The following is a 20988-nucleotide window of genomic DNA, read 5'->3' as shown; positions in this document are numbered from 1 at the left end:
GCGCGCCTATGATGTCCCGTCGGATGATTCCCGCCGCTCCGACGCACGGAGACCCCGATGAGCCTCTACGCCGCGCTCGCCAACTCGATTTCCGGCGCATCGGCCCAGTCCCTTGCGCTCAACAACATCTCGGGCAACATCGCCAACACGCAGACGGCGGGTTTCAAGACCACCGAGACGCATTTCGCCGACATGCTGGCGCAGACCGGCCGCGGGCCGCAGCAATCGGGCGGTGTGGCGAGCAATACGCGCGACACGCTCGGCATCCAGGGCACGATGCAATCCACCGGGGTCTCGACCAACCTCGGCATCTCGGGCAACGGCTACTTCATCGTCCGGGACAACACAGGCACCGACCAGAGCCCGACCTTCACCGGCCAGACCGCCTACACGCGGCGCGGTGACTTCACCCCGGATGCCAACGGTTACCTCGTCAACGGCGCCGGCTACTACCTGTTCGCCGGTCCCTCGGCGACCGCGCCGGTCACGGTGCCGACCGGCGCCAACACCCTCGCGGACCTGTCGGTCTCCTCAGCCGGCGCCATGACGGGCACCGCCGCGGATGGCAGCACCGTGCCGCTCGGCACCCTGACGCTGGCGCAGTTCGGCACGCAGGAGAACCTGACCTCCCTCGACGGCGGCGCCTACGTGGCCAACGGCCAGTCCGAGACGCCGAGCTACGGCCTCAACGGCGCGACCCTGAAGGCCGGTGCGGTGGAGCAATCGAATGCCGGCATCGCGGACCAGTTCTCGAAGATGATCGAGACCCAGCAGGCCTACACGGCCAACACCAAGGTGATGAGCACCGCCGACCAGATGCTGCAGGACGCCATCGCGATGTACGCGTGAGGGTCTGTCTGACTTCAGATTCCGGGATTCCAAAGGGCGTGCCGTTTGGCGGGTTTTTAGGGCGGAGCCCTGAAGGACTCCAGGGCTCCGCCCTGGACCCGCGAAAGGTCTCGACCTTTCGAAACCACGGCTGGAGCCATCCGGGCGACGTCACAGGATCTTCAGCGGATCCTTCTCGGGCGGGGGCGGCGCCACGTCGGCGCGGTTCCACCACCCGCCGCCGAGGGCCACGAACAGGGCCGCCGTGTCGGCGTATTGCGTGGCGCGGGCGCCCGCCGAGGTGATCAGCGCCGAGAGATAGCCCTGCTGCGCGATCAGCACCTGCGAGGACGTGACCGCCCCCGCGGTGTACTGCTTGCGGATCAGCCCGAGGCTCTGGTTCGTGGCGCTGACCGCGGCATCGGCGGCGGCCACCGCCTTTGCGTCGGCCTGGAGCGCCCGCAGGGCATCGGCGACGTTCTGGAAGGCGGTGATCACCGTCGCCTTGTACTGCGCCTCCGCCTGGGTGAGCGATTCCTCCGCCGCCCGCTGGCGCCGGAACAGCGTGCCGGCATCGAAGATCGGCGCCGTGGCCTGCCCGATGATCGTGAAGAACGCGGCTCCCGGATTGGTCACCTGCGCGATCCGCGTGGAGCTGGAACCGCCGGTCGCCGTCAGGCTGAACTGCGGCAGGCGGTTGGCCAGGGCGACGCCGACATTCGCGCTCGCCTGCTGGACCAGCGCGTCGGCCGCCTTCACGTCCGGACGCTGCTGCACCAGCCGCGAGGGGAGGCTGACGGGCAGCTTGGTCGGAAGCCGCAGGGCCGAGAGCTCGAAGGTCTCGCTGACCTCGTCCGAGGGCAGCCGGCCAGCCAGCGCGGTGAGCAGGTTGCGCTGCTGCGCCAGCGCCTTTTCCAGCGGCGGCAGGAGCTGCTGGGACAGGGCCAGCGCCGCCTGCTGCTGCACCACGTCGGCGCCCGCGATCTGACCGAGCGAGAGCTGCTTGTTGTAGAGCTGCAGGATCTCGGTCTGCGCCTGGATGACCCGGCGGGTCGCCTCGATCTGCGCCCGCAGGGACGCCTCCTGGATCGCGGCGGCGACGACGTTGCCGGTGAGGCTGAGATAGGCGGCCTCCAGCTGGAAGCGCTGGTTCTCGGTGGTGGCCTCGAGCGATTCGATCTGGCGGCGATTTCCGCCGAACACGTCCGGATTGTACGAGACGACCGCCTGCGGGGTGGAGAGGCTGTAGAGGTACTGGGCCTGGTTCTGCAGGGGCGATTGCAGGTCGAGGCCCGGCGCCAGGGCGCCCTGGATCTGCGGGGTCGCGGTCAGGCTCGGATAGAGCGTGCCCTTCTGGGCCAGCACGTTCTGCTGGGCGATGCGCAGCGCGGCCTGGGCGGCTTCGAGGTTCGGGTTGTTGGCGAGCGCCTGCTCGACGAGGCGGTTCAGCGCCTTCGAGTGGAACAGGGTCCACCACTGGCCCGGGATGTCGGCACCGGACACGAAGCTCTGGTCGGCCGATCCGCCCTGCCGGGTGCGGACGGCATCGGCGGCCGAGGGGTTCTTCAGCGGCTCTCGGGTGTAGCGGCTGACCGGCGGAACCTCGGGCGGCACGTAGTTCGGACCGACCGCGCAGGCCGATAGCGACAGGGATGCGGCCAGCACGGCCACCGCCCGTCCGCACCGTTTCGGCGCACGCATCACCATTCCGCCCCCGGAAACCCCATCGTGGTAGAGCGGCGCGGAGCCCGTCCAAGTCAATGCAGCCGTCCCCAGATGGCGCGCGCCGGCAGCCCGTTGTGGCGCGCCTGCAACGAGCCGCACCCTGCTTATGAGCCGGCTCACGCGGCGGCCCGATGCTCTGTCCGCGCCTGCGCGTCCGGGTTCGGCTTGCGCCGGGAGAACAGGGAGATCAGCACCGGCACGACCACGAGGATCAGGTTCGGCGCCAGGATGATGCCGCCGACCACCACCAGCGCCAGGGGCTTCTGCACCTGCGAACCGATGCCGGTTGAGACGGCGGCCGGCAGGAGGCCGACACAGGCCGCCACGCAGGTCATCATCACCGGGCGCATGCGCACCACGGCGGCGTGCCAGACCGCCTCCTGCTTCCTCCAGCCCTCGTCGAGGAGCTGGTTGTAGTAGGCCAGCAGGATCACGCCCTCCATGGTCGAGATGCCGAACAGGGCGATGAAGCCGATCGCCGCCGAGATCGAGAACGGCGTGCCGGTCAGCGACAGGGCGAAGATGCCGCCGATCATCGCCATCGGGATCACCGACAGCGTCAGCAGCATGTCGGCCACCGAGGAGAAGTTGATGTAGAGGAGCAGGGCGATCAGCAGCAGCGTGATCGGCACCACGAGGCTCAGCCGGTGCGCCGCCTCCTGCAGGTTGGTGAACTGCCCGACCCATTCCAGCCGGTAGCCCGGCGGCAGGTCCACCGCATCGGCGACCTTGCGCTGCGCCTCGATCACCGCGCTGCCGAGGTCGCGCCCGCGCACCGAGAACTTCACCGGGATGTAGCGCTCCTGATCCTCGCGGTAGATGAACGAGGCGCCCGAGACGAGGTCGACATCGGCGATCTCGGAGAGCGGCACCTGGATCACGCCGCCGTTGGGGTTCTGGGCGCCGACCGCGATGTTGCGGATGCCGGCGAGCGACGAGCGGTACTCCTTGGCCAGCCGCACCCGCATCGGGAAGTGCCGGTCCGAGCCGTACTCGTAGAGGTCGCCCGCGGTCTGGCCGCCGATCGCCGCCTGGATCGTGGTGTTCACGTCGCCGATCGAGAGGCCGTACCGGGCGGCCTTGTGGCGGTCGACGTCGATCCGCACCGTCGGCTGGCCCAGCGACTCGAACACCGACAGGTCGGTGATGCCCTGGACGGTGCCGAGCGCCGCCTTCACGGCGTTGGCGGTCTTGGTGAGCTGGGCGAGATCGCTGCCGTAGATCTTGACCGAGTTCTCGCCCTTCACCCCGGAGGCCGCCTCCTGGACGTTGTCCTCGATATACTGGGAGAAGTTGAACTCGATGCCCGGAAACTCTGATTCCAGCTGCTTGTTCAGGTTGGCGATCAGGGTCTCCTTGTCGAGGCCCTTGCGCCACTGGTCGATCGGCTTCAGGGGCGCCAGGATCTCGACGTTGAAGAAGCCGGTCGCGTCGGTGCCGTCGTTCGGCCGGCCCTGGTGCGACAGCACGGTGACGACCTCCGGGACTTCCTGGAAGATCTTGCGCAGGCGCTGGACGTAGGCGTTGCCGGCCTCCAGCGAGATTGAGGCCGGCATGGTGCCGCGCACGTAGAGGTTGCCCTCCTCGAGCCGCGGCAGGAATTCCAGGCCGAGGTTGCGCGCCGCGAGGCCCGAGACGAGCAGCACCGCCAGCATCACGCCGAGCGCCAGGACCCGATTCCGGAGGCCGAAGCGCAGGGCCGCCTCGTGGCCGACGCGCAGCACCCGCACGATCAGGGTGTCGCGCTCCTCCAGGTTCTTAGGCAGCATCAGCGCCGAGAGGGCGGGCGAGACCGTGAAGGTCGCGAGCAAGCCGCCGATCAGCGCGTACGCGTAGGTCTTGGCCATGGGCCCGAAGATGTGGCCCTCGACGCCCGTCATCGTGAACAGCGGCAGGAAGCCGACGATGATGATGGTGGCCGAGAAGAAGATCGCCCGGTTCACCTCGCGGCCGGCGATCGCGATCGTGCCGAGCCGCCCGGTCAGCCCCGCCGGGGGCGCCTCGCCCTTCACGTGGTCGGGCTCGGCGATGTGGCGAAAGACGTTCTCGACCATGATGACGGTGGCATCGACGATCAGGCCGAAATCGATCGCGCCGAGGGACAGCAGATTCGCCGAATCGCCCCGCACCACGAGGATCAGGATCGCGAAGCCCAGGGCGAAGGGGATCGTCGCCGCCACGATGATCGCGCTGGTGAGCGAGCCCAGGAACAGCCACTGCACCACGAAGACCAGCACCACGCCGAAGACGAGGTTGTGCATCACCGTATGGGTGGTGGTGTGGATCAGGCCCGACCGGTCGTAGATCCGCTCGATCTTCACGTCGGGCGGCAGGATCGTGGAGCTGTTGATCTTGTCGATCTCGGCCTCGACCCGTTCCAGGGTCGGCAGGCTCTTGCCGCCGCGGGTCATCAGCACGATGCCCTCAACCACGTCGGGCTGGTCGTCATGGCCGACGATGCCGAGCCGCGGCGCGTTCGACACGCGCACCTCGGCCACGTCCCGCACCAGCACCGGCGTGCCGTTGACGAGGCTGATCATCGTGTCCTTGATGTCGTCCATGTCGCGGATCAGGCCGATGCCGCGCACCACGGCCGATTGCTGGCCGACATTCAGCGTCTGCCCGCCGACGTTGATCGAGGCGTTGTTCAGCGCCGTGGTCAGCTGGACGAGGGTCAGCCCCTGCGCCTGCAGGCGGTTCAGGTCGACCGCGATCTCGTATTCCTTGGCCTTGCCGCCGAAGGCGGTCACGTCGACCACCCCGGGGATCGCCTTGAACCGGCGCTGCAGCACCCAGTCCTGAAGGGTCTTCATGTCCATCGGCGAGTAGCCCGCCGGGCCGACCAGCTTGTAGCGCATGATCTCGCCCACGGGGCTCGTCGGCGAGATCTGCGGCGTGGCGCCGTTCGGCAGGGATGGGGCCTGCGACAGGCGGTTGAGCACCCGCTGCAGCGCCTCCTCGTACGTGTACTCGTAGTTGAACTGCACCTTCACGTCGGACAGGCCGAACAGCGAGATGGTGCGCACCACCTGGGCGTTCGGGATGCCGGCGAGCGCGACCTCCAGCGGAATCGTGATGTAGCGCTCGATCTCGTCGGCGGATTGCCCCGGGTTCTGGGTGATCACGTCGACCAGGGGCGGCACCGGGTCGGGATAGGCTTCGATGTTGAGCTGCGTGTAGGCGCCGTAGCCGATGCCCAGCATCACCACGAACAGCAGAACCACCAGCACGCGCTGGCGCAGCGAGAAGGCGATCAGCGCGTTCATCGGACCGGATCCTCGCTCAGGACGCCTTGTCGCCGGAGGCGGCCCGGTCGATGAACAGGGCGCCGCGGGTCACGACCTGCTCGCCCGCCTTCAACCCGTCGACAACCTGGGCGCTGTCGCCGTTGATCAGCCCGAGCTTGATGTCGCGCGCCTCGACCGCGCCGTCCGGCCGCGCCACCCAGACATGGGTGCGGTCGCCCTCGTACACGATCGCCGCCGCCGGGATGCTCGGGCTCGGCTCGCCCTTGCCGGTGATGATCGTGAAGGTGGCGAACATCTCGGGCCGCAGCACCCGGTCGGGGTTGTCGACCTCGCTGCGCACGGCGAGCCGGCGCGTCGCCGGATCGAGGCTGGAGGCCATGTAGTTCACCCGGGCCTTGAACACCCGTGTGCCGAAGCCCGCGACCTTCGCCTCGACCTCCTGGCCGATCCGGATCTTCGGAATCTCGCTCTCGCGCACGTTGGCCACGAGCCAGACGGTGGACAGGTCGCCGATCACGAAGACCGGATCGCTGGAGGCCGAGAGATATTGCCCGATGCCGACCTTCCGCTGGACGATCGTGCCAGGGATCGGCGCCCGGATCTGCGTCTCCGGGCTCATCGTGCCCTTCTTCTCGAAGGCGGCGATCTCGGAATCGGTCTTGCCGAGGAGCCGCAGGCGGTTCTTCACCGCGTCCAGCGCCGCCTCGGCGGTCTTCAGGTCGCTCTGGGCGGCGATGACGTCGTTCTGGGCCGACTGGTAGTCCTTGAGCGCCGTGGCTTTGGCCTGGAACAGCTCCTGCTGGCGCTGCGCGATGGTCTGGTCGAGCTTGAGCAGCGCCTGCTGCTTCCCGAGGTTGTTCAGCGCCGCCTGATAATCGTTCTGCGCCTGGACCATGTCGGTGGCCTCCAGCGTCAGCAGCACGTCGCCGGCCTTCACGTCGTCGCCCGCGCGGACCAGCACCTTGGTCACCCGGCCCGCATAGGGCGAGACCACCGGCACGTTGTCGTCGTCGTTGAGGGCGATGCGCCCTTCGGCGGCTCCCTCCGGCCGGAACACCTGCGTGGCCACCGGCAGGATCTCGAAGGCGGCGCGCTGCTCCTTGGAGGGCCGGAACACCCGCTCCACCGGGCCGGCCTTCACGGCGTCGATGCCCGGATCGGGGTTGCTCGAACCGCCGAACAGGCCGGTCACCGAGCCGGCGACATGCGAGGCCGTCTCGCGGGCCCGATCCGGGAAGGCGAAGGCGAGGCCGCCCAGGGCTGCCAGGAGCAGAACGATGACGAGCGGACCCGACAACCGGCGCCTGCGCGGCGGCGCCAGGGTCGTGTCGTCCTGTTCCAGCGGGTTTCGGGCGTCCATGGGCGTGTTCTTCTGCGTCCGGACGAAGAGACCGGGCTGACTCAAGCGGATAGGATTCGCGCGGAACGCTACCCCTATCAATGCGATCGCTGGTGCTTTTCTGTGGCGAATCGCGCGGATGTTCCCCGGCGACCCCGCGTGCCTAGAGCAAAGCTTGTCCAACGTGCAATCGATGGGCGGCCCCGGTCGCGAAACCGTGTGGCTCCGTCTTCCTTTGCCGGGATTTGTTACAATATGACAACGGTCGTGGGCCCAGCCCGGCCCGATCCTCCGTCACAGCCCGAAGATTCGCCATGACCGACACGAGCCCTGCTCCCGCCCAAACCGGCGTCCCAGCTGGATCGACCTCCGGCAAGATCCCGGTGACCGTGCTCACCGGCTATCTCGGTGCGGGCAAGACCACGCTCCTCAACCGGATCCTCACCGAGAATCACGGCAAGCGATACGCCGTGATCGTCAACGAATTCGGCGAGATCGGCATCGACAACGACCTCGTGGTCGGCGCCGACGAGGAAGTGTTCGAGATGAACAACGGCTGCGTCTGCTGCACGGTGCGCGGCGACCTGATCCGGATCATGGACGGGCTGGTGAAGCGCCGGGGCAAGTTCGACGCGATCATCGTCGAGACCACGGGCCTCGCCGACCCGGCGCCGGTGGCCCAGACCTTCTTCGTCGACCAGGACGTGGGCGAGGCCGCCCGCCTCGACGCCGTGGTGACGGTGGCGGACGCCAAGTGGCTCACCGACCGCCTGAAGGACGCCCCCGAGGCGAAGAACCAGATCGCCTTCGCGGACGTGATTCTGCTCAACAAGAGCGACCTCGTGGCGCCGGCCGACCTGGACCGGGTCGAGGCCGAGATCCGCGCCATCAACCCCCTGGCCAAGCTCCACCGCACGCAGAACTGCGCCGTCCCCCTCGACGCGGTGCTGGAGCGCAACGCCTTCGATCTCGACCGCATCCTCGAGGTGGAACCCGACTTCCTGGAGGAGGGGCATCACCATCACCACGATTCCGACATCCGCTCGATCTCGGCGAAGATCGACGGGGAGGTGGACCCGGAGAAATTCATGCCCTGGATCTCGAATCTGACGCAGGTTCAGGGGCCCGACATCCTGCGCTGCAAGGGCATCGTGGCCTTCCCGAACGAGCCGAAGCGCTTCGTCTTCCAGGGCGTCCACATGATCCTCGACGGGGACGTGCAGGGCGATTGGGGACAGGACGAGAAGCGGGTGTCCCGGGTGGTGTTCATCGGCCGGAACCTGGATGAGGCGACGATCCGGGAGGGGTTCGAGGCCTGCCGGGTGTGAGGCTGTAGGGCGACACGGTTCTCCCTCCCCCGCAGAGGGGCGAGGGAGCGCTCGGCCGCTCCGCGTTCTCAACCTCGCTGCCGTCGGACACCCCCGTTTCGGGGCCGAAGCCGATTCTCAACGATTGACTGTCACCCTAGCGGCTGCGGGCCTGCGTATCGGGCCCGCGGAGCCCGCGTATCATGGCCCACAGCGCTCCCGCCGGAATCGCGCCCGGCATCCCGCTCCGCTTCGCCGTCGAGACGATGGCGAAGGCGCTGTTTGCCGCCTTCATCTTCTTCGCCTGCTTCGCGTTCTCGGACACGTCCCCCTACGACGCGGTGGCGATCCCGACGATCGTCCTCTGGCTCTGCCTCGGCGTGCGCCTGCACCGGGGGGCGGTGCCGCTGCTCGCCCTGCTGCTGCTCTACCTTGCGGCGATCGTCTGCGCGCTGCTGCCGTATCTCAACGAGGAGTTTCCGGTCACCTGGACGGTGCAGCTGATCTACCTCACGATCACCTGCATCTTCTTCGCCATGTTCTTCGCGGATGACACCCACGCCCGGATGGAGCTGGCGCTCAAGGCCTATACGGCGAGCTGCGTGTTCTCGGCGGCGCTGGGCATCGTCGGCTACCTGCAATGGCTCGGCATCGAGGACCTGTTCTACAAGTACGACCGGGCGTCGGGCACCTTCCAGGACCCGAACGTGTTCGGCTCGTTCCTGACGCTGGGCGCCCTCTACCTGATGCATGGCCTGCTCACCGGCTCGGCCCGCCGGCCCCTGGCCGCGTTCGCCGGCCTGCTGATCATCGTGGCCGGCATCTTCCTGTCGTTCTCCCGGGGCTCCTGGGGCGGGAGCGCCGTCGCGGTGCTGCTCATGGTCGGCTCGGTCTATGCGGGCAGCCGCTCGATCCGGCTGCGCCGCCGGATCGTGCTCCTCACCCTCGCGACCCTCGTGCTCGGCACCGTGGCGGTGATCGGCCTGCTCTCGGTCGACCACGTCCACAAGATGTTCGAGACCCGCGCGGCGCTCACCCAGGATTACGATCAGGGCGAGACCGGGCGGTTCGGCAATCAGATCCGCGGCCTCGCCATGCTGCTGGAACGCCCGTTCGGGATGGGGCCGATGCACTGGCGGCTGGTTTTCGGGCTGGAGCCGCACAACTCCTATATCGGCTCCTTCGCCAATGGCGGCTGGCTCGGCGGGGCGGTGTTCATCGGCCTGGTGCTGACGACGAGTTTCGTGGGGTTCCGCCTGCTGGTGCTTCCGTCGCCGTTCCGGGCGCATGCCCAGATCGTCTGGCCGGCTTTGCTGATGTTCTTCCTGCAGGCCTTCCAGATCGATATCGAGAAGTGGCGTCACGTCTACATGATGCTCGGCATGGTCTGGGCGCTCGAAGCCGCGCGGCTGCGCGTGGGAAGGCCGCATCGGGCTGCGCTTGAAACCCGGACCCGGGCGGGCCATCCCTCCCTCCGGGCCAGCGGATCACCGGTCGGAGGTCCGCAGCCGGAGACGATCCCGTGAGCACACAGCCGGACAGCGAGGGGGAACGGCTCGCAGCCCTCCGGGCCCTCGGCATCCTGGGGACGGCGCCCGAGCCGCATTTCGATGCCGTGTGCCACACCGCCCGCCGCCTGTTCGGCGTACGCACCGCCCTCGTGAACTTCATCGACGCCACGGAGCTGTGGCCGAAAACGCCCTGCATCGATCTGCCGGGGGCGATCCCGCGCACGGACGGCATCTGCGATCACACGATCCGCAGCGACGCCCTGCTGGTCGTGCCCGATGCCCGGGACGATCCGCGCTTCCGCGACATGCCGGGGGTCGCCGCCGCCGGGGGCTTCCGCTTCTACGCGGGCCTGCCGCTGAGCCTGCGGCCCGGCCTGCGGATCGGCACCTTCTGCCTCATCGATCCGGAGCCCCGCGCCGGGCTCTCGGAGGACGAGATCGCGACCTTCCGCGACCTGGCCGAGATCGTCCTCGCCCATCTGCGCCTCACCGAGGCCAATGCCCGCCGGGCGCGCGAGATCGAGCGGGCGGCGATCCGTGAGGCCCTGATCCGCGAGCAGCATCGGGAGATCAACGCCCGCGCCCGGGCCCAGGAGGCGGCCAACCAGCAGCTCACCATGGCCGAGCAGCTCGCCAGCGTCGGCAACTGGCGGGTGGACCTCGCCGATGGCCAGCCGGTCTGGTCGGCCAGCCTCTACGCGATCGCTGGCCGCGATCCCGGAACGCCACCGCCGCGCCTCGACGCCTTCGCGCAGCTCTACCACCCCGACGACCGGGCCCGGCTCGAGGCGATCGTGGCCGACGCGATCGCGCGCCGGGCGAGCTTCGACTTCGACGCCCGGCTGCTGCGGCCCGACGGCGAGATCCGCCACGTGGTCGTGCGCGGCGTCTGCCGTGAGGACGGGGACGCGGTCCGCCTCGCCGGCGTGCTGATCGACGTGACCGAGCGCCGCCGCGCCGAGGACGAGGTGCGCCGCAGCGAGCTGCGCTATCGCGGCCTCGCCGAGACCCTGCCGATCCTCATCTGGACCATGCGGGTCGGCGACGGGCAGGCGACCTACGCCAACGCGCAGTTCCAGGCCTATTATGGGCCGATCGGGTCGGACCGGGCCCAGCGCCTCGCACGAAACCATCCCGATGACGCCGCCGCCATGGAGGCGGCCTGGACCCGGGCGGTCGCGACGGGCGAGGGCTTCAGCGGTCAGTGGCGGATCCGGCGCCACGACGGCGTCTACCGCTGGCACAAGGTATCCCTGGTCCCGATCCGCCTCGATCCCGCGGACGGCGCTGTGCTGGAATGGCTCGGCACCGCCCTCGATGTCGACGACATCGTAACGGCCCGCCTCGCCGTGGAGGAGGCCCGCGGTCTGCTGGGGATCGCCCTCGACGCCGCGGAGGCCGGCACCTGGGACTGGGACATGCGGACCGGGCTCGCCACCCTGAGCCCCGAGAGCGCACGCATGCACGGGCTCCCGGAGACCGGCGCGCCGCATATCCTGCCTGCGGCCGACTGGACCAGGCTCCTCCATTCCGAGGATGTCGGCGACGTCTGGAACGAGATCCGGCGGGCGGTGGAGACCTCGACGCCCTACGCGGCCGAGTTCCGGGTGGGCGAGCGCTGGCTCTATGCCCGCGGGCGGACCGTGTTCGGAGCCGAGGGCCAGCCGCAGCGCATGGTCGGGCTCCACCTCGATATTACCGAGCGCAAGGCCGCCGAGGCGGCGCTGCGGGCGGCCACCTGGGACGCGGAGGCGGCCCGTGCCGAGGCCGAACGGGCGAGCGCGGCCAAGAGCGAGTTCCTGGCCGCCATGAGCCACGAGATCCGCACGCCGCTCAACGGCATCCTCGGCTATGCCGACCTGCTCCTCGACCAGGGCACGCTCCAGAACGAGGACCGGCGCCGCCTGGAGCTGATCCAGAGCTCCGGCGCGGCGCTCCTCACCGTCGTCAACGACATCCTCGATTTCTCCAAGATCGAGGCCGGCGAGCTGACCCTCGATCCGGTCGGTTTCCCCCTGGTCTCCACCGTTGACGCGGCGGTGTCGATCGTGCGCGGCAGCGCGATCCGGAGCGGCCTCGCGATCGAGGGCCGGATCGACCCGGCGCTGCCGGGTCACGTGGTCGGCGATCCCGGCCGCCTGCGGCAGGTGCTGCTCAACCTGCTCAACAACGCCGTTAAGTTCACGCCCGCCGGCTCCGTCACTCTGACGGTGCAGCGGGAGGGCGCGGGCACCGCCCCCGACGGCAGCCCCGGCGACGTCATTCGCTTCGCCGTGACCGATACCGGCATCGGTATCGCACCGGCCCAGCAGGACCGGTTGTTCAAGCGCTTCAGCCAGGTGGACGGCTCGATCAGCCGGCGCTTCGGCGGCACCGGGCTGGGGCTGGCCATCTCCCGCCACCTCGTGACGCTGATGGGCGGCGAGATCGGCGTCGAGAGCCGCGAGGGTCAGGGATCGACCTTCTGGTTCCGCCTGACCCTGCCGCGGAGCGCCGAAGCGGCCCCAGGCCACGCGGCGGGGGAGGAGCGCGAGAGCGCCCGGCCGCGGGCGCAAGCCGCTGCCCGGGCTACCGCCCAAGCCCCTGCCGCGGCTACCACCACCGCGCAGCGGGACGCCGCGCAACTGCGCCTGCTCCTGGTCGAGGACGTGCCGCTCAACCAGGAACTGGCCTGCGCGGTGCTCGAATCGCAGGGCTACGTCGTGGAGGTGGCGGGCGACGGGGCCGAGGCCATCACGGCGGTCGCCGCCGCGGTCGCGGGTGGGCGCCCCTACGATCTGGTGCTGATGGACGTCCAGATGCCCCGGGTCGACGGGCTGACCGCCACCCGCCGCATCCGCGCGCTGGCGCCGCCGGCCTGCGACATCCCGATCGTGGCCATGACGGCCAACGTGCTGCCCGCCCAGATCGAGGAGCTGCGCGCGGCCGGGATGGACGATTATGTCGGCAAGCCGTTCCGCCGGGCCGATCTCTTCGCCACGATCAGCCGCTGGTCGGCGCCCGGTGCGCGGCGGCCGACGCGGGCGGAGGAGCCACACCGGGCCGCGCAGGTCGATTCCGCCATCCTCGACGCCGCGGTGCTGACCGAGATGGAGTCGAATTTCGGGGCGGATCGGGTCGGCGCGCTGCTGGATCTCCTGGCGAACGAGCTGTCCGAGCGGTTCCGGCCGAGCGAGACCGACCGGCTCCAGATCGCCCACGACGCGCACGCCCTCGTGGCGGCGGCGGGGCTCCTGGGCTTCGTCGGCCTGTCGAGCCTGTGCCGGGAGGTCGAGGCGGCCGCCCATGCGGGGGCCGACCTGATCCCGCTGATCCGGCGCCTGGAGATCCAGCGGGCGACGGCGTTGCGCGCCATCCGCCAGTTGCGCGCGGCCTGAACGCGCGCGACCGGGCGGACGCCGTCAGGCCGACCGCGCCAGCGGCACCGCGAGCCTCGCGCCGCCGCTGCGCATCGGCCCGGAGCGGGCGAGGTCGTCCAGGGCCGTCAGCGTGCCCGCCATGGCGTCGCGGCTGGCGAAGGCCGCCTGGAGCGCGCCGGCGCGCTGCCGGAACGTCGGCTCGGCGAGCACCCGATCCACCGCCTCCCGCAGGACCTCCGGGCTCGGATTGTTGGTGGCGAGGTTGATCCCGGCGCCGGACCAGCCGACGCGGGCATTCACCTCGGCCTTGTCCTCGGTGAGGCCGGCCGAGACGATCGGCACCCCGGCGGCCAGCGCTAGGCTGACGCTGCCGTAACCGCCATTGGTCACGAGCACGCTCACCCGCGGCAGCAGATCGCGGAACGGCAGGAAGCCGGCGAGGCGCGTGTTCGCGGGGATCGGCCCGCGCAGGGCCGTGACGGGGCGGCCGCCGGTGGTGGCGAGGACGAGGAGATCGGCCCGGTCGGCCAGGGCCGCGAGGGTCGGTTCGAGGAGCTCGCCGAAATCGGCGTTGGCCAGCGTTCCCTGCGTGACCAGCACGACGGGTTTGCCCGCCGCGTTCGCGGTTTCCAGCGCCGGCCACCAGTCCGGGAGGGGGGCTGGCGGGGTCGGCGGCTGCAGGAGCCCGATGAAGCGCACGCCCGGGGGCAGCGTGCCGTACTCGTATTCGAAGCCCGGCACCGTCGGCTGGAGGAACAGGTCCGGGAGCACCACGATGGAATGCGGCAGCGAGGCCGGCAGCGGCGGCAGGCCGAGCCTGGCGAGTTCGCCGTCCGTGTAGCTGCGCACCGGGTTGGTGAAGGCCGCGTCCATACCGGCCTTCAGGGCGGCGTAGCGGACCCGCTCGCCCCGGTCCCGGGCGGGGGGAAGGCCGAGGCCGACCGGGGCGTGGTCCGGCCGATCCAGGAACAGGAAGCTGACATTGACGGTCACGATCGGCGGCCGCGGCGTCTCGTCGAGGAGCAGGGGCAGCACCCCGAGGAAGAGGCTGCCGGCGACGATCACGTCCGGCGCCTCTTCGGCGATCAGCCGGCGCAGCACGGAGGCCTGATCCGGCATCGGATCGATGAAGCGCCGCTGGAACTCGCGCCGGTAGCGCTCGGGCCCCGCCGGCAACTCGGTCTCCCGGAACGTGGCTGAGCCGTTATCGGCGTAGGCCGTGAAGCGCAGGCCCGCCGCCTCGATCTTTGCGCGAAACAGCGCGTCGGACAGCACGAGCACGTCGTCACCCCGCGCGGCGGCGGCGCGGCCGATGGCGAGCAGCGGGTTGACGTGGCCGGTGAGCGGCGTCGCCGCGATCAGGATCTTCATCGAGGCCTCCTTGGGCGACGCCAGCGGCACCGGCCTCGCCCCTGTTGGGGTTTCGGCCCCGTCTCGAGCGGGCGCCCCGGGCGCGATCATGCGCCGGTGTCAGAGGGAAAATCGCCCGCCGATCCATCTGGTTACGGAGTGCGAACGGCTTCGTGCGGCAGCGCACCATCGGCGCGCGTGGCGCGGGCTGGACCGCTTCGCTCTGCGCGCATGGACGGCGGTGCCGAAGCCCTCGACCGGAAGCCGTATCAGTCCACCACGATCACCCGGTTCGGCAACTCGTCCGGATCGTCGGGCCCGGCCGGCAGATGCTCCGCCAGGCAGGTGCCGATGGCCCCGATCGCCGCCGTCAACCCGGCCTCGATCTCGCCCCGCCCGAGGGCCGCGATGAGGGCGGCCAGGATGCCGTCCCAGGCGGCGGGCGAGACTTCACGCAGGACGCCGAGGTCGGTGACGATCTCCGCGTGCCGCTCGGCCAGCGACAGGTAGAGCAGCACGCCGGTGCGGGATCGGGTCAGGCTCAGGCCCCGGGACCAGAAGGCCCGCTGCGCCGCCTCCCGGGCGCGGGCGCTGCGCAGGCGGCGGGGGACCAGGGCGAGGCGCAGCCGCTCACTCTGGCTCGCGAGCAGGATCGCCGCCACGAGGGCGGCCTGCGCCAGCGCGATGGCGGCCGGCCCCCAGGGCGTCAGCGCGATCAGCGGCCAGGGCAGGATCAGGGCCGCCACCAGCGTCGCCAGCAGGACGAGCGAGCGGTAGGCGCCCGCCCGCGCGCTGACTATGACGACGATCTCGCCGGACGTGCCGGCCTCGGCCCGCGCCACGGCCCGGGCGAGGCGGGCGCGCGCCTCCGGCGTGAGCGCGTCGGTAAGGCTACCAGCCATCGGAGGCCCCTCCGCCGCCCGACGAGCCGCCCCCGCCGGAAAAGCCGCCATCGAACCCACCCGATGAACCGCCGAAGCCGCCATCCGAGAAGCCCCCGCCCCAGCCGCCCGAACCGGGGCCGGGCAGGATCACGATTCCGCCGCCCCGTCCACCCCGTCCGCCCCGGTTGCCGAGCCGGGCCATGCGCCACGCCACCACCACCACGATCAGAAGCAGGATCACGAAGATCGCCACCTGCATGGGATCGGCCGCGTCGTCCTTGGGCTGCGGCGCGCGCTGCCATTCCTGTGCGTCCCGCGACAGGATCGCCAGGATCCCGTCCACGCCCGCGTCGAGCCCCCCGAACCAATCGCCGGTCTTGAAGCGCGGCGTGATCGCGCTCGCCGTGATGGTGCGGGACTGGGCGTCGGTCAGCGCGCCTTCGAGGCCGTAGCCGACCTCGATGCGGACCTTGCGCTCCTGCGGCGCCACCAGGAGCAGGACGCCGTTGTTGGTCTTGGCCTGCCCGAGCCTCCAGGCCCGGAACAGGCGGTTGGCGTAATCCTCGATGGTCGTGCCCTGGAGGTTCGGCACGGTCGCGACCACGACCTGATCCGAGGTCTTGTCCTCGTGCGCCTTCAGCTTGACTTCGAGCGCGTGGCGCTGGTCCGGCGTGAGCAGGCCGGCCACATCGACGACGCGGCCGGTGAGCGTCGGGAAGCTCAGCTCGGCCGCGAGCGCCCCGACCGCGTAGACCGCCAGGCAGGCCGCGATGACGGCGAGCGCCAGGGCGAGCCGCACCCGGACCGGGATGTTCCGGCTCACGGGCGGTCCCTAGAACTTCACGTTCGGCGGCCGGTCGGCATTCGGCGTCGCCGTGAAGGTCTCCATCGGCTTGGCGTCGGGATAGAGGAACGCCGCGATCCAGCGGCCCGGAATCGTGCGCACCTCGGTGTTGTAGGCTTGGACGGCCGTGATGTAGTCGCGCCGCGCCACCGCGATGCGGTTCTCGGTGCCCTCAAGCTGCGATTGCAGGGCCAGGAAGTTCTGGTTCGATTTCAGGTCGGGGTATTTTTCGACCGTCACCAGCAGGCGCCCGAGCGCCCCGGAGAGCTGGTTCTGCGCGTCCTGGTATTCCTTGAACTTCTGCGGGTCGCTCACCGTGGAGGCGTCGACCTTCACGCTCGACGCCTTGGCGCGGGCCTCGGTGACGCCGATCAGCACGTCCTTCTCCTGCTGGGCGTAGCCCTTCACGGTCTCGACGAGGTTGGGGATCAGGTCGGCCCGGCGCTGGTACTGGTTCTGCACCTCGCTCCAGGAGGATTTCGCCTGCTCCTGCAGGGTCGGCACCCGGTTGATCGCCCCGCAGCCGGACAGGCCGATGGCCACCAGGACGATCGAGAACAGGCCGAGGAGCCGCGCCGCGGAGGGCTGGCGCTGGGCGCCGGCCGTCAGTGTCGTCATCATTCCGTTCCCCGTTCGCCGGGCGAGTCGCGGCTCGTTCATCACGAATTCGACAGATACCGATTCGATCCACCAAGGTAAGCCCCACCCCCTGCTCAAGGATGGGAGGATCGGCCGATCGGGGCAACGGCGTGCGGCCATACACGTTCGGGATGCACGTTCGGGATGCCGAGGGTCGATCCCGATCGCGTTGCAATCGACACGGCTCTCGGTCCTTGTACTCGAGGCGGTGCCGCGGAGGTCAGAGATGGATGCAGTGCTCGCCGATCACGTCAGGGCCGCAAGCGCGGTCGCGCGGCGCCATGCGCTCGCCTTCCAGGCGCCATCCAACAAGGACGCGCTGCCCTGGTCGGTCATCGAGGCCTACGATGCGCGGGTGCGCGGCCATGTCGAGCGCGACCCCCGGATCGAGGACGAGCGCGACCGGGTGCTGATCGCCGCCGTGAAGCTCGCCGAGGCGCCGGTCGAGGAGGGTGAGGACACGATCGCGGCGGCCCGCACGCATCTCGTCGACGCGATCGACTACCTGGAGCAGGCGGTGATGCGCTTCGGCCGCGTCAACCGGCAGGGGGCGAAGCTCGGCTATGGCAGCTATGGCCAGCCGGTCGGTTCGCCGGACTGACCGGGCCGGGACATCCGATGTCCGCAGGCCCGCCGATCGCCGCGACCCTGAGCCGCCTCGACCTGAAGACGCTGCGCCTGTTCGCGGCGATCTGCACGGAGGGCACGCTCAACGGCGCGGCGCGGCGGGCCGCGATCGCCCCATCGGCGGTGAGCAAGCGGCTCGCTGAACTGGAGCACGCGCTGGGCTGTACCTTGCTAATCCGCGAGCCCCGCGGCATGCGCCTGACTCCGGCGGGCGAGACCCTGCTGCATCACACCCGCCGCATGCTGGCGAGCGCCGAGCAGATCGCGCTCGAACTCGCCGAGCATGCGCGCGGCGTGCGCGGCATCGTGCGGGTGCTCGCCAACCTCTCAGCCATCGTGGAATTCCTGCCCGAGGATCTGCAGGCGTTCCTCGCCGCGCAGGGTGGGATCCGGGTCGATCTGGAGGAGCGCCCGAGCGGCGGCGTCGTGGCCGGCGTCGAGGAGGGGCTCGCCGATCTCGGCATCTGCGCGGGCGGCACCGACACGCGCACGCTCATCGCCTACCCGTACCGGGCCGACCGGCTCGTCCTGGTCATGCCGGAAGATCATCCCCTGAGCGACCGCGCCGCCATCGCGCTCGCCGAGACGCTCGACTACGACCATGTCGGGCTGCACGTGGAGAGCTCGATCTACGCGGCCCTGCGGGACGAGGCCCGGCGCCTCGGCCGGCCGCTGCACCTGCGCATGCACGTGCCGAGCTTCGACGCGATCTGCCGGATGGCGCAGGTCGGGATGGGCCTCGGGACCGTCCCGGAACATGTCCATGCCCTGCTCGGGCCGTCGATGCGGCTCGCCGCGGTGCCGCTCACGGACCCGTGGTCGCAGCGCATGCTGAGCCTCGTCGTCCGCCCCGGCTTCCTGCCGCCGGCCGCCCAACTCCTGCTCGACCATCTGCGCGCCGCCGATGCGTTGCGTTCTCCGCTGGAGAACGCAGGATGATGGATGGTGTTTGGACTCCAGGCCCTGGTTCAAAGTAGCCGTGAGGTAACAAAAGATGGAGGAGAGGATGTCCGGCCCGCTCAGCGGTATCCGCGTTCTCGAACTCGGCCAGCTCATCGCCGCGCCCTTCGCGACGCGGCTGATGGCCGAGTTCGGCGCCGAGGTGATCAAGGTCGAGCCCCCGGGCGAGGGCGACCCCCTGCGCAAGTGGCGCAAGATGCACGAGGGCACCTCGCTCTGGTGGTACCTGCAGTCGCGCAACAAGAAGTCGATCGCGGTCAATCTGAAAAGTCCTGAGGGCCTCGACATCGTCAAGCAGCTCGCCCGGAGCGCCGACGTGGTGGTCGAGAACTTCCGCCCCGGCGGCCTGGAGAAGCTCGGACTCGGCTGGGACGTGCTCTCGTCCCTCAATCCCAACCTCGTGATGGTCCGGATCTCCGGCTACGGCCAGACCGGCCCGTACCGCGACCGGCCGGGCTTCGGCGCCATCGGCGAGTCGATGGGCGGCATCCGCTTCACCACCGGCAGCCCGGAGGCGCCCCCCGCCCGGGTCGGCGTCAGCATCGGCGACACCCTGGCCTCGCTCCACGGCGTGATCGGCGCCCTGATGGCGCTGCTGCGGGTCAAGACCGGCCAGGGCGCCGGGCAGGTGATCGACGTCTCGCTCGTCGAGAGCGTGTTCAACGTGATGGAGAGCCTCGTCCCCGAATACGATCTTTTGGGCGAGGTCCGCACCCGCACCGGCGGCGCGCTCCCGGGCATCACCCCGTCGAACACCTATCCGACCCGGGACGGCGGCTTCGTCGTCATCGCCGGCAACAGCGACCCGATCTTCCGCCGCCTGATGACGGCGATCGGCCGTCCGGACCTCGCGGAGGATCCGGCCCTGCGCAACAACGCGGGGCGCTCGCAGCAATCCGCGATGCTGGACGGCACGATTGCCGACTGGTCGAAGACCCAGACGGTCGAGGAGGCGCTCGCCGTGCTGGAGGCCGCCGACGTGCCGGCCGGCCGGATCTACTCGGTGGCCGACATCGTGGCCGACCCGCACTATCAGGCCCGCGACATGATCCTCCAGGCGGAGCTGCCCGGCGGGACCCAGGTGAAGATGCCCGGCATCGTGCCGAAGCTGTCCGACACCCCGGGCGAAATCCGCTGGCAGGGCCCGGCGCTCGGCGCCCACACGGACGCGGTGCTCGGCGAACTCGGCCTCGATGCCGAGCGGATCGCGGCGCTCCGCGCGAAGGGAGCGGTGGCATGACTGGGGTCATGAACAGCGACGCGATGATCGTCCAGGAGGTCGCCACCCGCGACGGCTTCCAGATCGAGCCCGTCTTCGTGGCGACGGCAGAAAAAATCCGCCTGATCGACGCGCTCTCGGAGGCCGGCTTCAGCCGGATCGAGGTTTCGTCCTTCGTCTCGCCGAAGGCGGTGCCGGCGCTCGCCGACGCGGCGGACGTCTTCGCCGGGATCCGGCGCCGGCCCGGGACCGTCTACGTCGCCCTGGTGCCGAACCCGAAGGGTGCCGAGCGGGCGCTCGCCGCCAAGGTCGACGAGATCAACCTCGTGGCCTCGGTGAGCGAGACCCATAACCGCGCCAATATGGGGATGAGCCCGGCCGATTCGATCGCGGGCTTCGCGCGGATCATGGATTCGGTGCGCGGCGCGCCGGTCAGCACCAACGCCACGGTGGCGACCGCCTTCGGCTGCCCGTTCGAGGGCGACCAGCCGGTCGACAAGGTCGTCGCGCAGGTGGAGCGGTACCTGTCGCTCGGCGTCGACGGGGTGACCCTCGCCGACACCACCGGCATGGCCAACCCCCGGCAGGTGGCGCGCCTCGTCGCGCGGGTGCTACCCCTGGTCGGCGCCGGACGGCTGACGCTCCACTTCCACAACACGCGCGGCCTCGGCCTCGCCAACGTGCTGGCCGCCTACGACACGGGCGCCCGCCGCTTCGACGCGGCGCTCGGCGGCCTCGGCGGCTGCCCGTTCGCGCCCGGCGCCACCGGCAACATCTGCACCGAGGATCTCGTCAGCATGGCGCACGAGATGGGCCTGACGACGGGCCTCGACCTCGCGGCGCTGATCGGCCTGTCGCGGGACCTGCCGCGCCTTGTCGGGCACGACGTGCCCGGGCAGGTCGCCAAGGCCGGACGCCCCTGCGACCTGCACCCGGTGCCCGCCAAGGCGGCTTGAACCGAAGTGAGACGTTACTGGCGGACGCAACGCGCCCCCTCTCCCGCCCGGCGGGATCAGATGGGCGCGAGGCGCGACCATGGGAAGCGCGACCGGCGCGGGGGCGACCGGCTCGAGCGCCGCCACGACTGGCTCGGCTTCGACCTCGGACTCGATCTCGGCGGCGGCTTCGATCTCGGCCGGAGCCGGATC

General features: G+C 70.3%; 15 protein-coding genes. 8 read left to right on the top strand and 7 right to left on the bottom strand.

Features of this window, described 5'->3' with window-relative positions; genetic code table 11:
* Positions 1-57 precede the first annotated feature (57 nt).
* Complete coding sequence (locus MKK88_RS12255; RefSeq protein WP_244000013.1) at positions 58-849, top strand: flagellar hook basal-body protein; 792 nt, start codon at positions 58-60, stop codon at positions 847-849.
* Between the two features lie 150 nt (positions 850-999).
* On the opposite strand, the gene MKK88_RS12250 is transcribed toward MKK88_RS12255, so the two are convergent.
* The 3 genes from MKK88_RS12250 to MKK88_RS12240 all read right to left on the bottom strand — a co-directional run bounded on the left by MKK88_RS12250 (position 1000) and on the right by MKK88_RS12240 (position 7161).
* A complete protein-coding gene (locus MKK88_RS12250; protein WP_313902315.1) occupies positions 1000-2535 on the bottom strand; it encodes an efflux transporter outer membrane subunit in 1536 nt (511 codons plus the stop codon).
* Positions 2536-2669: 134 nt separating this feature from the next.
* Positions 2670-5819 carry an efflux RND transporter permease subunit gene (locus MKK88_RS12245; RefSeq protein ID WP_244000010.1) on the bottom strand — a complete coding sequence of 1050 codons (3150 nt, stop codon included), beginning with the start codon at positions 5817-5819 and terminating at the stop codon, positions 2670-2672.
* Positions 5820-5835: 16 nt separating this feature from the next.
* Positions 5836-7161, bottom strand: coding sequence for an efflux RND transporter periplasmic adaptor subunit (locus MKK88_RS12240; protein WP_244000008.1), 1326 nt, complete (start codon positions 7159-7161; stop codon positions 5836-5838).
* A 293-nt stretch (positions 7162-7454) separates the two neighbouring features.
* Between MKK88_RS12240 and MKK88_RS12235 the strand changes: the two genes are divergently transcribed.
* The 3 genes from MKK88_RS12235 (at position 7455) to MKK88_RS12225 (ending at position 13335) form a co-directional block, all read left to right on the top strand.
* Positions 7455-8468: a CobW family GTP-binding protein gene (locus MKK88_RS12235; RefSeq protein WP_244000006.1), complete on the top strand. Its 1014-nt coding sequence runs from the start codon at positions 7455-7457 to the stop codon at positions 8466-8468.
* A 182-nt stretch (positions 8469-8650) separates the two neighbouring features.
* On the top strand, positions 8651-9973 hold the full coding sequence (locus tag MKK88_RS12230) for an O-antigen ligase family protein (protein ID WP_244000004.1): 1323 nt from the start codon (positions 8651-8653) through the stop codon (positions 9971-9973).
* A complete protein-coding gene (locus tag MKK88_RS12225; RefSeq protein ID WP_244000002.1) occupies positions 9970-13335 on the top strand; it encodes a GAF domain-containing hybrid sensor histidine kinase/response regulator in 3366 nt (1121 codons plus the stop codon). Before MKK88_RS12230 ends, MKK88_RS12225 begins: the two co-directional genes overlap by 4 nt.
* Positions 13336-13359: 24 nt before the next feature.
* Here the strand turns inward: MKK88_RS12225 and MKK88_RS12220 are convergent, their stop codons facing one another.
* The 4 genes from MKK88_RS12220 to MKK88_RS12205 all read right to left on the bottom strand — a co-directional run bounded on the left by MKK88_RS12220 (position 13360) and on the right by MKK88_RS12205 (position 17016).
* Entirely contained in the window at positions 13360-14688 is a 1329-nt protein-coding gene (locus MKK88_RS12220; protein WP_244000000.1) for a glycosyltransferase, read from the bottom strand.
* Between the two features lie 248 nt (positions 14689-14936).
* A complete protein-coding gene (locus MKK88_RS12215; protein ID WP_243999998.1) occupies positions 14937-15569 on the bottom strand; it encodes a TPM domain-containing protein in 633 nt (210 codons plus the stop codon).
* Positions 15559-16374 carry a TPM domain-containing protein gene (locus MKK88_RS12210; RefSeq protein ID WP_409566651.1) on the bottom strand — a complete coding sequence of 272 codons (816 nt, stop codon included), beginning with the start codon at positions 16372-16374 and terminating at the stop codon, positions 15559-15561. Before MKK88_RS12210 ends, MKK88_RS12215 begins: the two co-directional genes overlap by 11 nt.
* Before the next feature lie 9 nt (positions 16375-16383).
* Positions 16384-17016, bottom strand: a complete 633-nt coding sequence (locus MKK88_RS12205; RefSeq protein ID WP_243999996.1) for a LemA family protein — start codon at positions 17014-17016, stop codon at positions 16384-16386.
* A gap of 244 nt (positions 17017-17260) precedes the next feature.
* Between MKK88_RS12205 and MKK88_RS12200 the strand changes: the two genes are divergently transcribed.
* The 4 genes from MKK88_RS12200 to MKK88_RS12185 all read left to right on the top strand — a co-directional run bounded on the left by MKK88_RS12200 (position 17261) and on the right by MKK88_RS12185 (position 20796).
* Complete coding sequence (locus MKK88_RS12200; protein WP_243999994.1) at positions 17261-17635, top strand: hypothetical protein; 375 nt, start codon at positions 17261-17263, stop codon at positions 17633-17635.
* Between the two features lie 17 nt (positions 17636-17652).
* Positions 17653-18600: a LysR substrate-binding domain-containing protein gene (locus tag MKK88_RS12195; RefSeq protein WP_243999992.1), complete on the top strand. Its 948-nt coding sequence runs from the start codon at positions 17653-17655 to the stop codon at positions 18598-18600.
* 67 nt (positions 18601-18667) lie between these two features.
* Positions 18668-19861 carry a CaiB/BaiF CoA transferase family protein gene (locus MKK88_RS12190; RefSeq protein ID WP_243999990.1) on the top strand — a complete coding sequence of 398 codons (1194 nt, stop codon included), beginning with the start codon at positions 18668-18670 and terminating at the stop codon, positions 19859-19861.
* A gap of 8 nt (positions 19862-19869) precedes the next feature.
* The gene (locus tag MKK88_RS12185) at positions 19870-20796 is read left to right on the top strand and encodes a hydroxymethylglutaryl-CoA lyase (protein WP_244000133.1); all 927 of its coding nucleotides are present in this window, start codon (positions 19870-19872) and stop codon (positions 20794-20796) included.
* Positions 20797-20988: the final 192 nt, after the last annotated feature.

It is taken from the genome of Methylobacterium sp. E-005 (assembly GCF_022829725.1).
In the GTDB taxonomy this organism is placed as follows: domain Bacteria; phylum Pseudomonadota; class Alphaproteobacteria; order Rhizobiales; family Beijerinckiaceae; genus Methylobacterium.
Note: the sequence above shows the minus strand (reverse complement) of the source record. Positions and strands in the feature narration are given on the sequence as shown.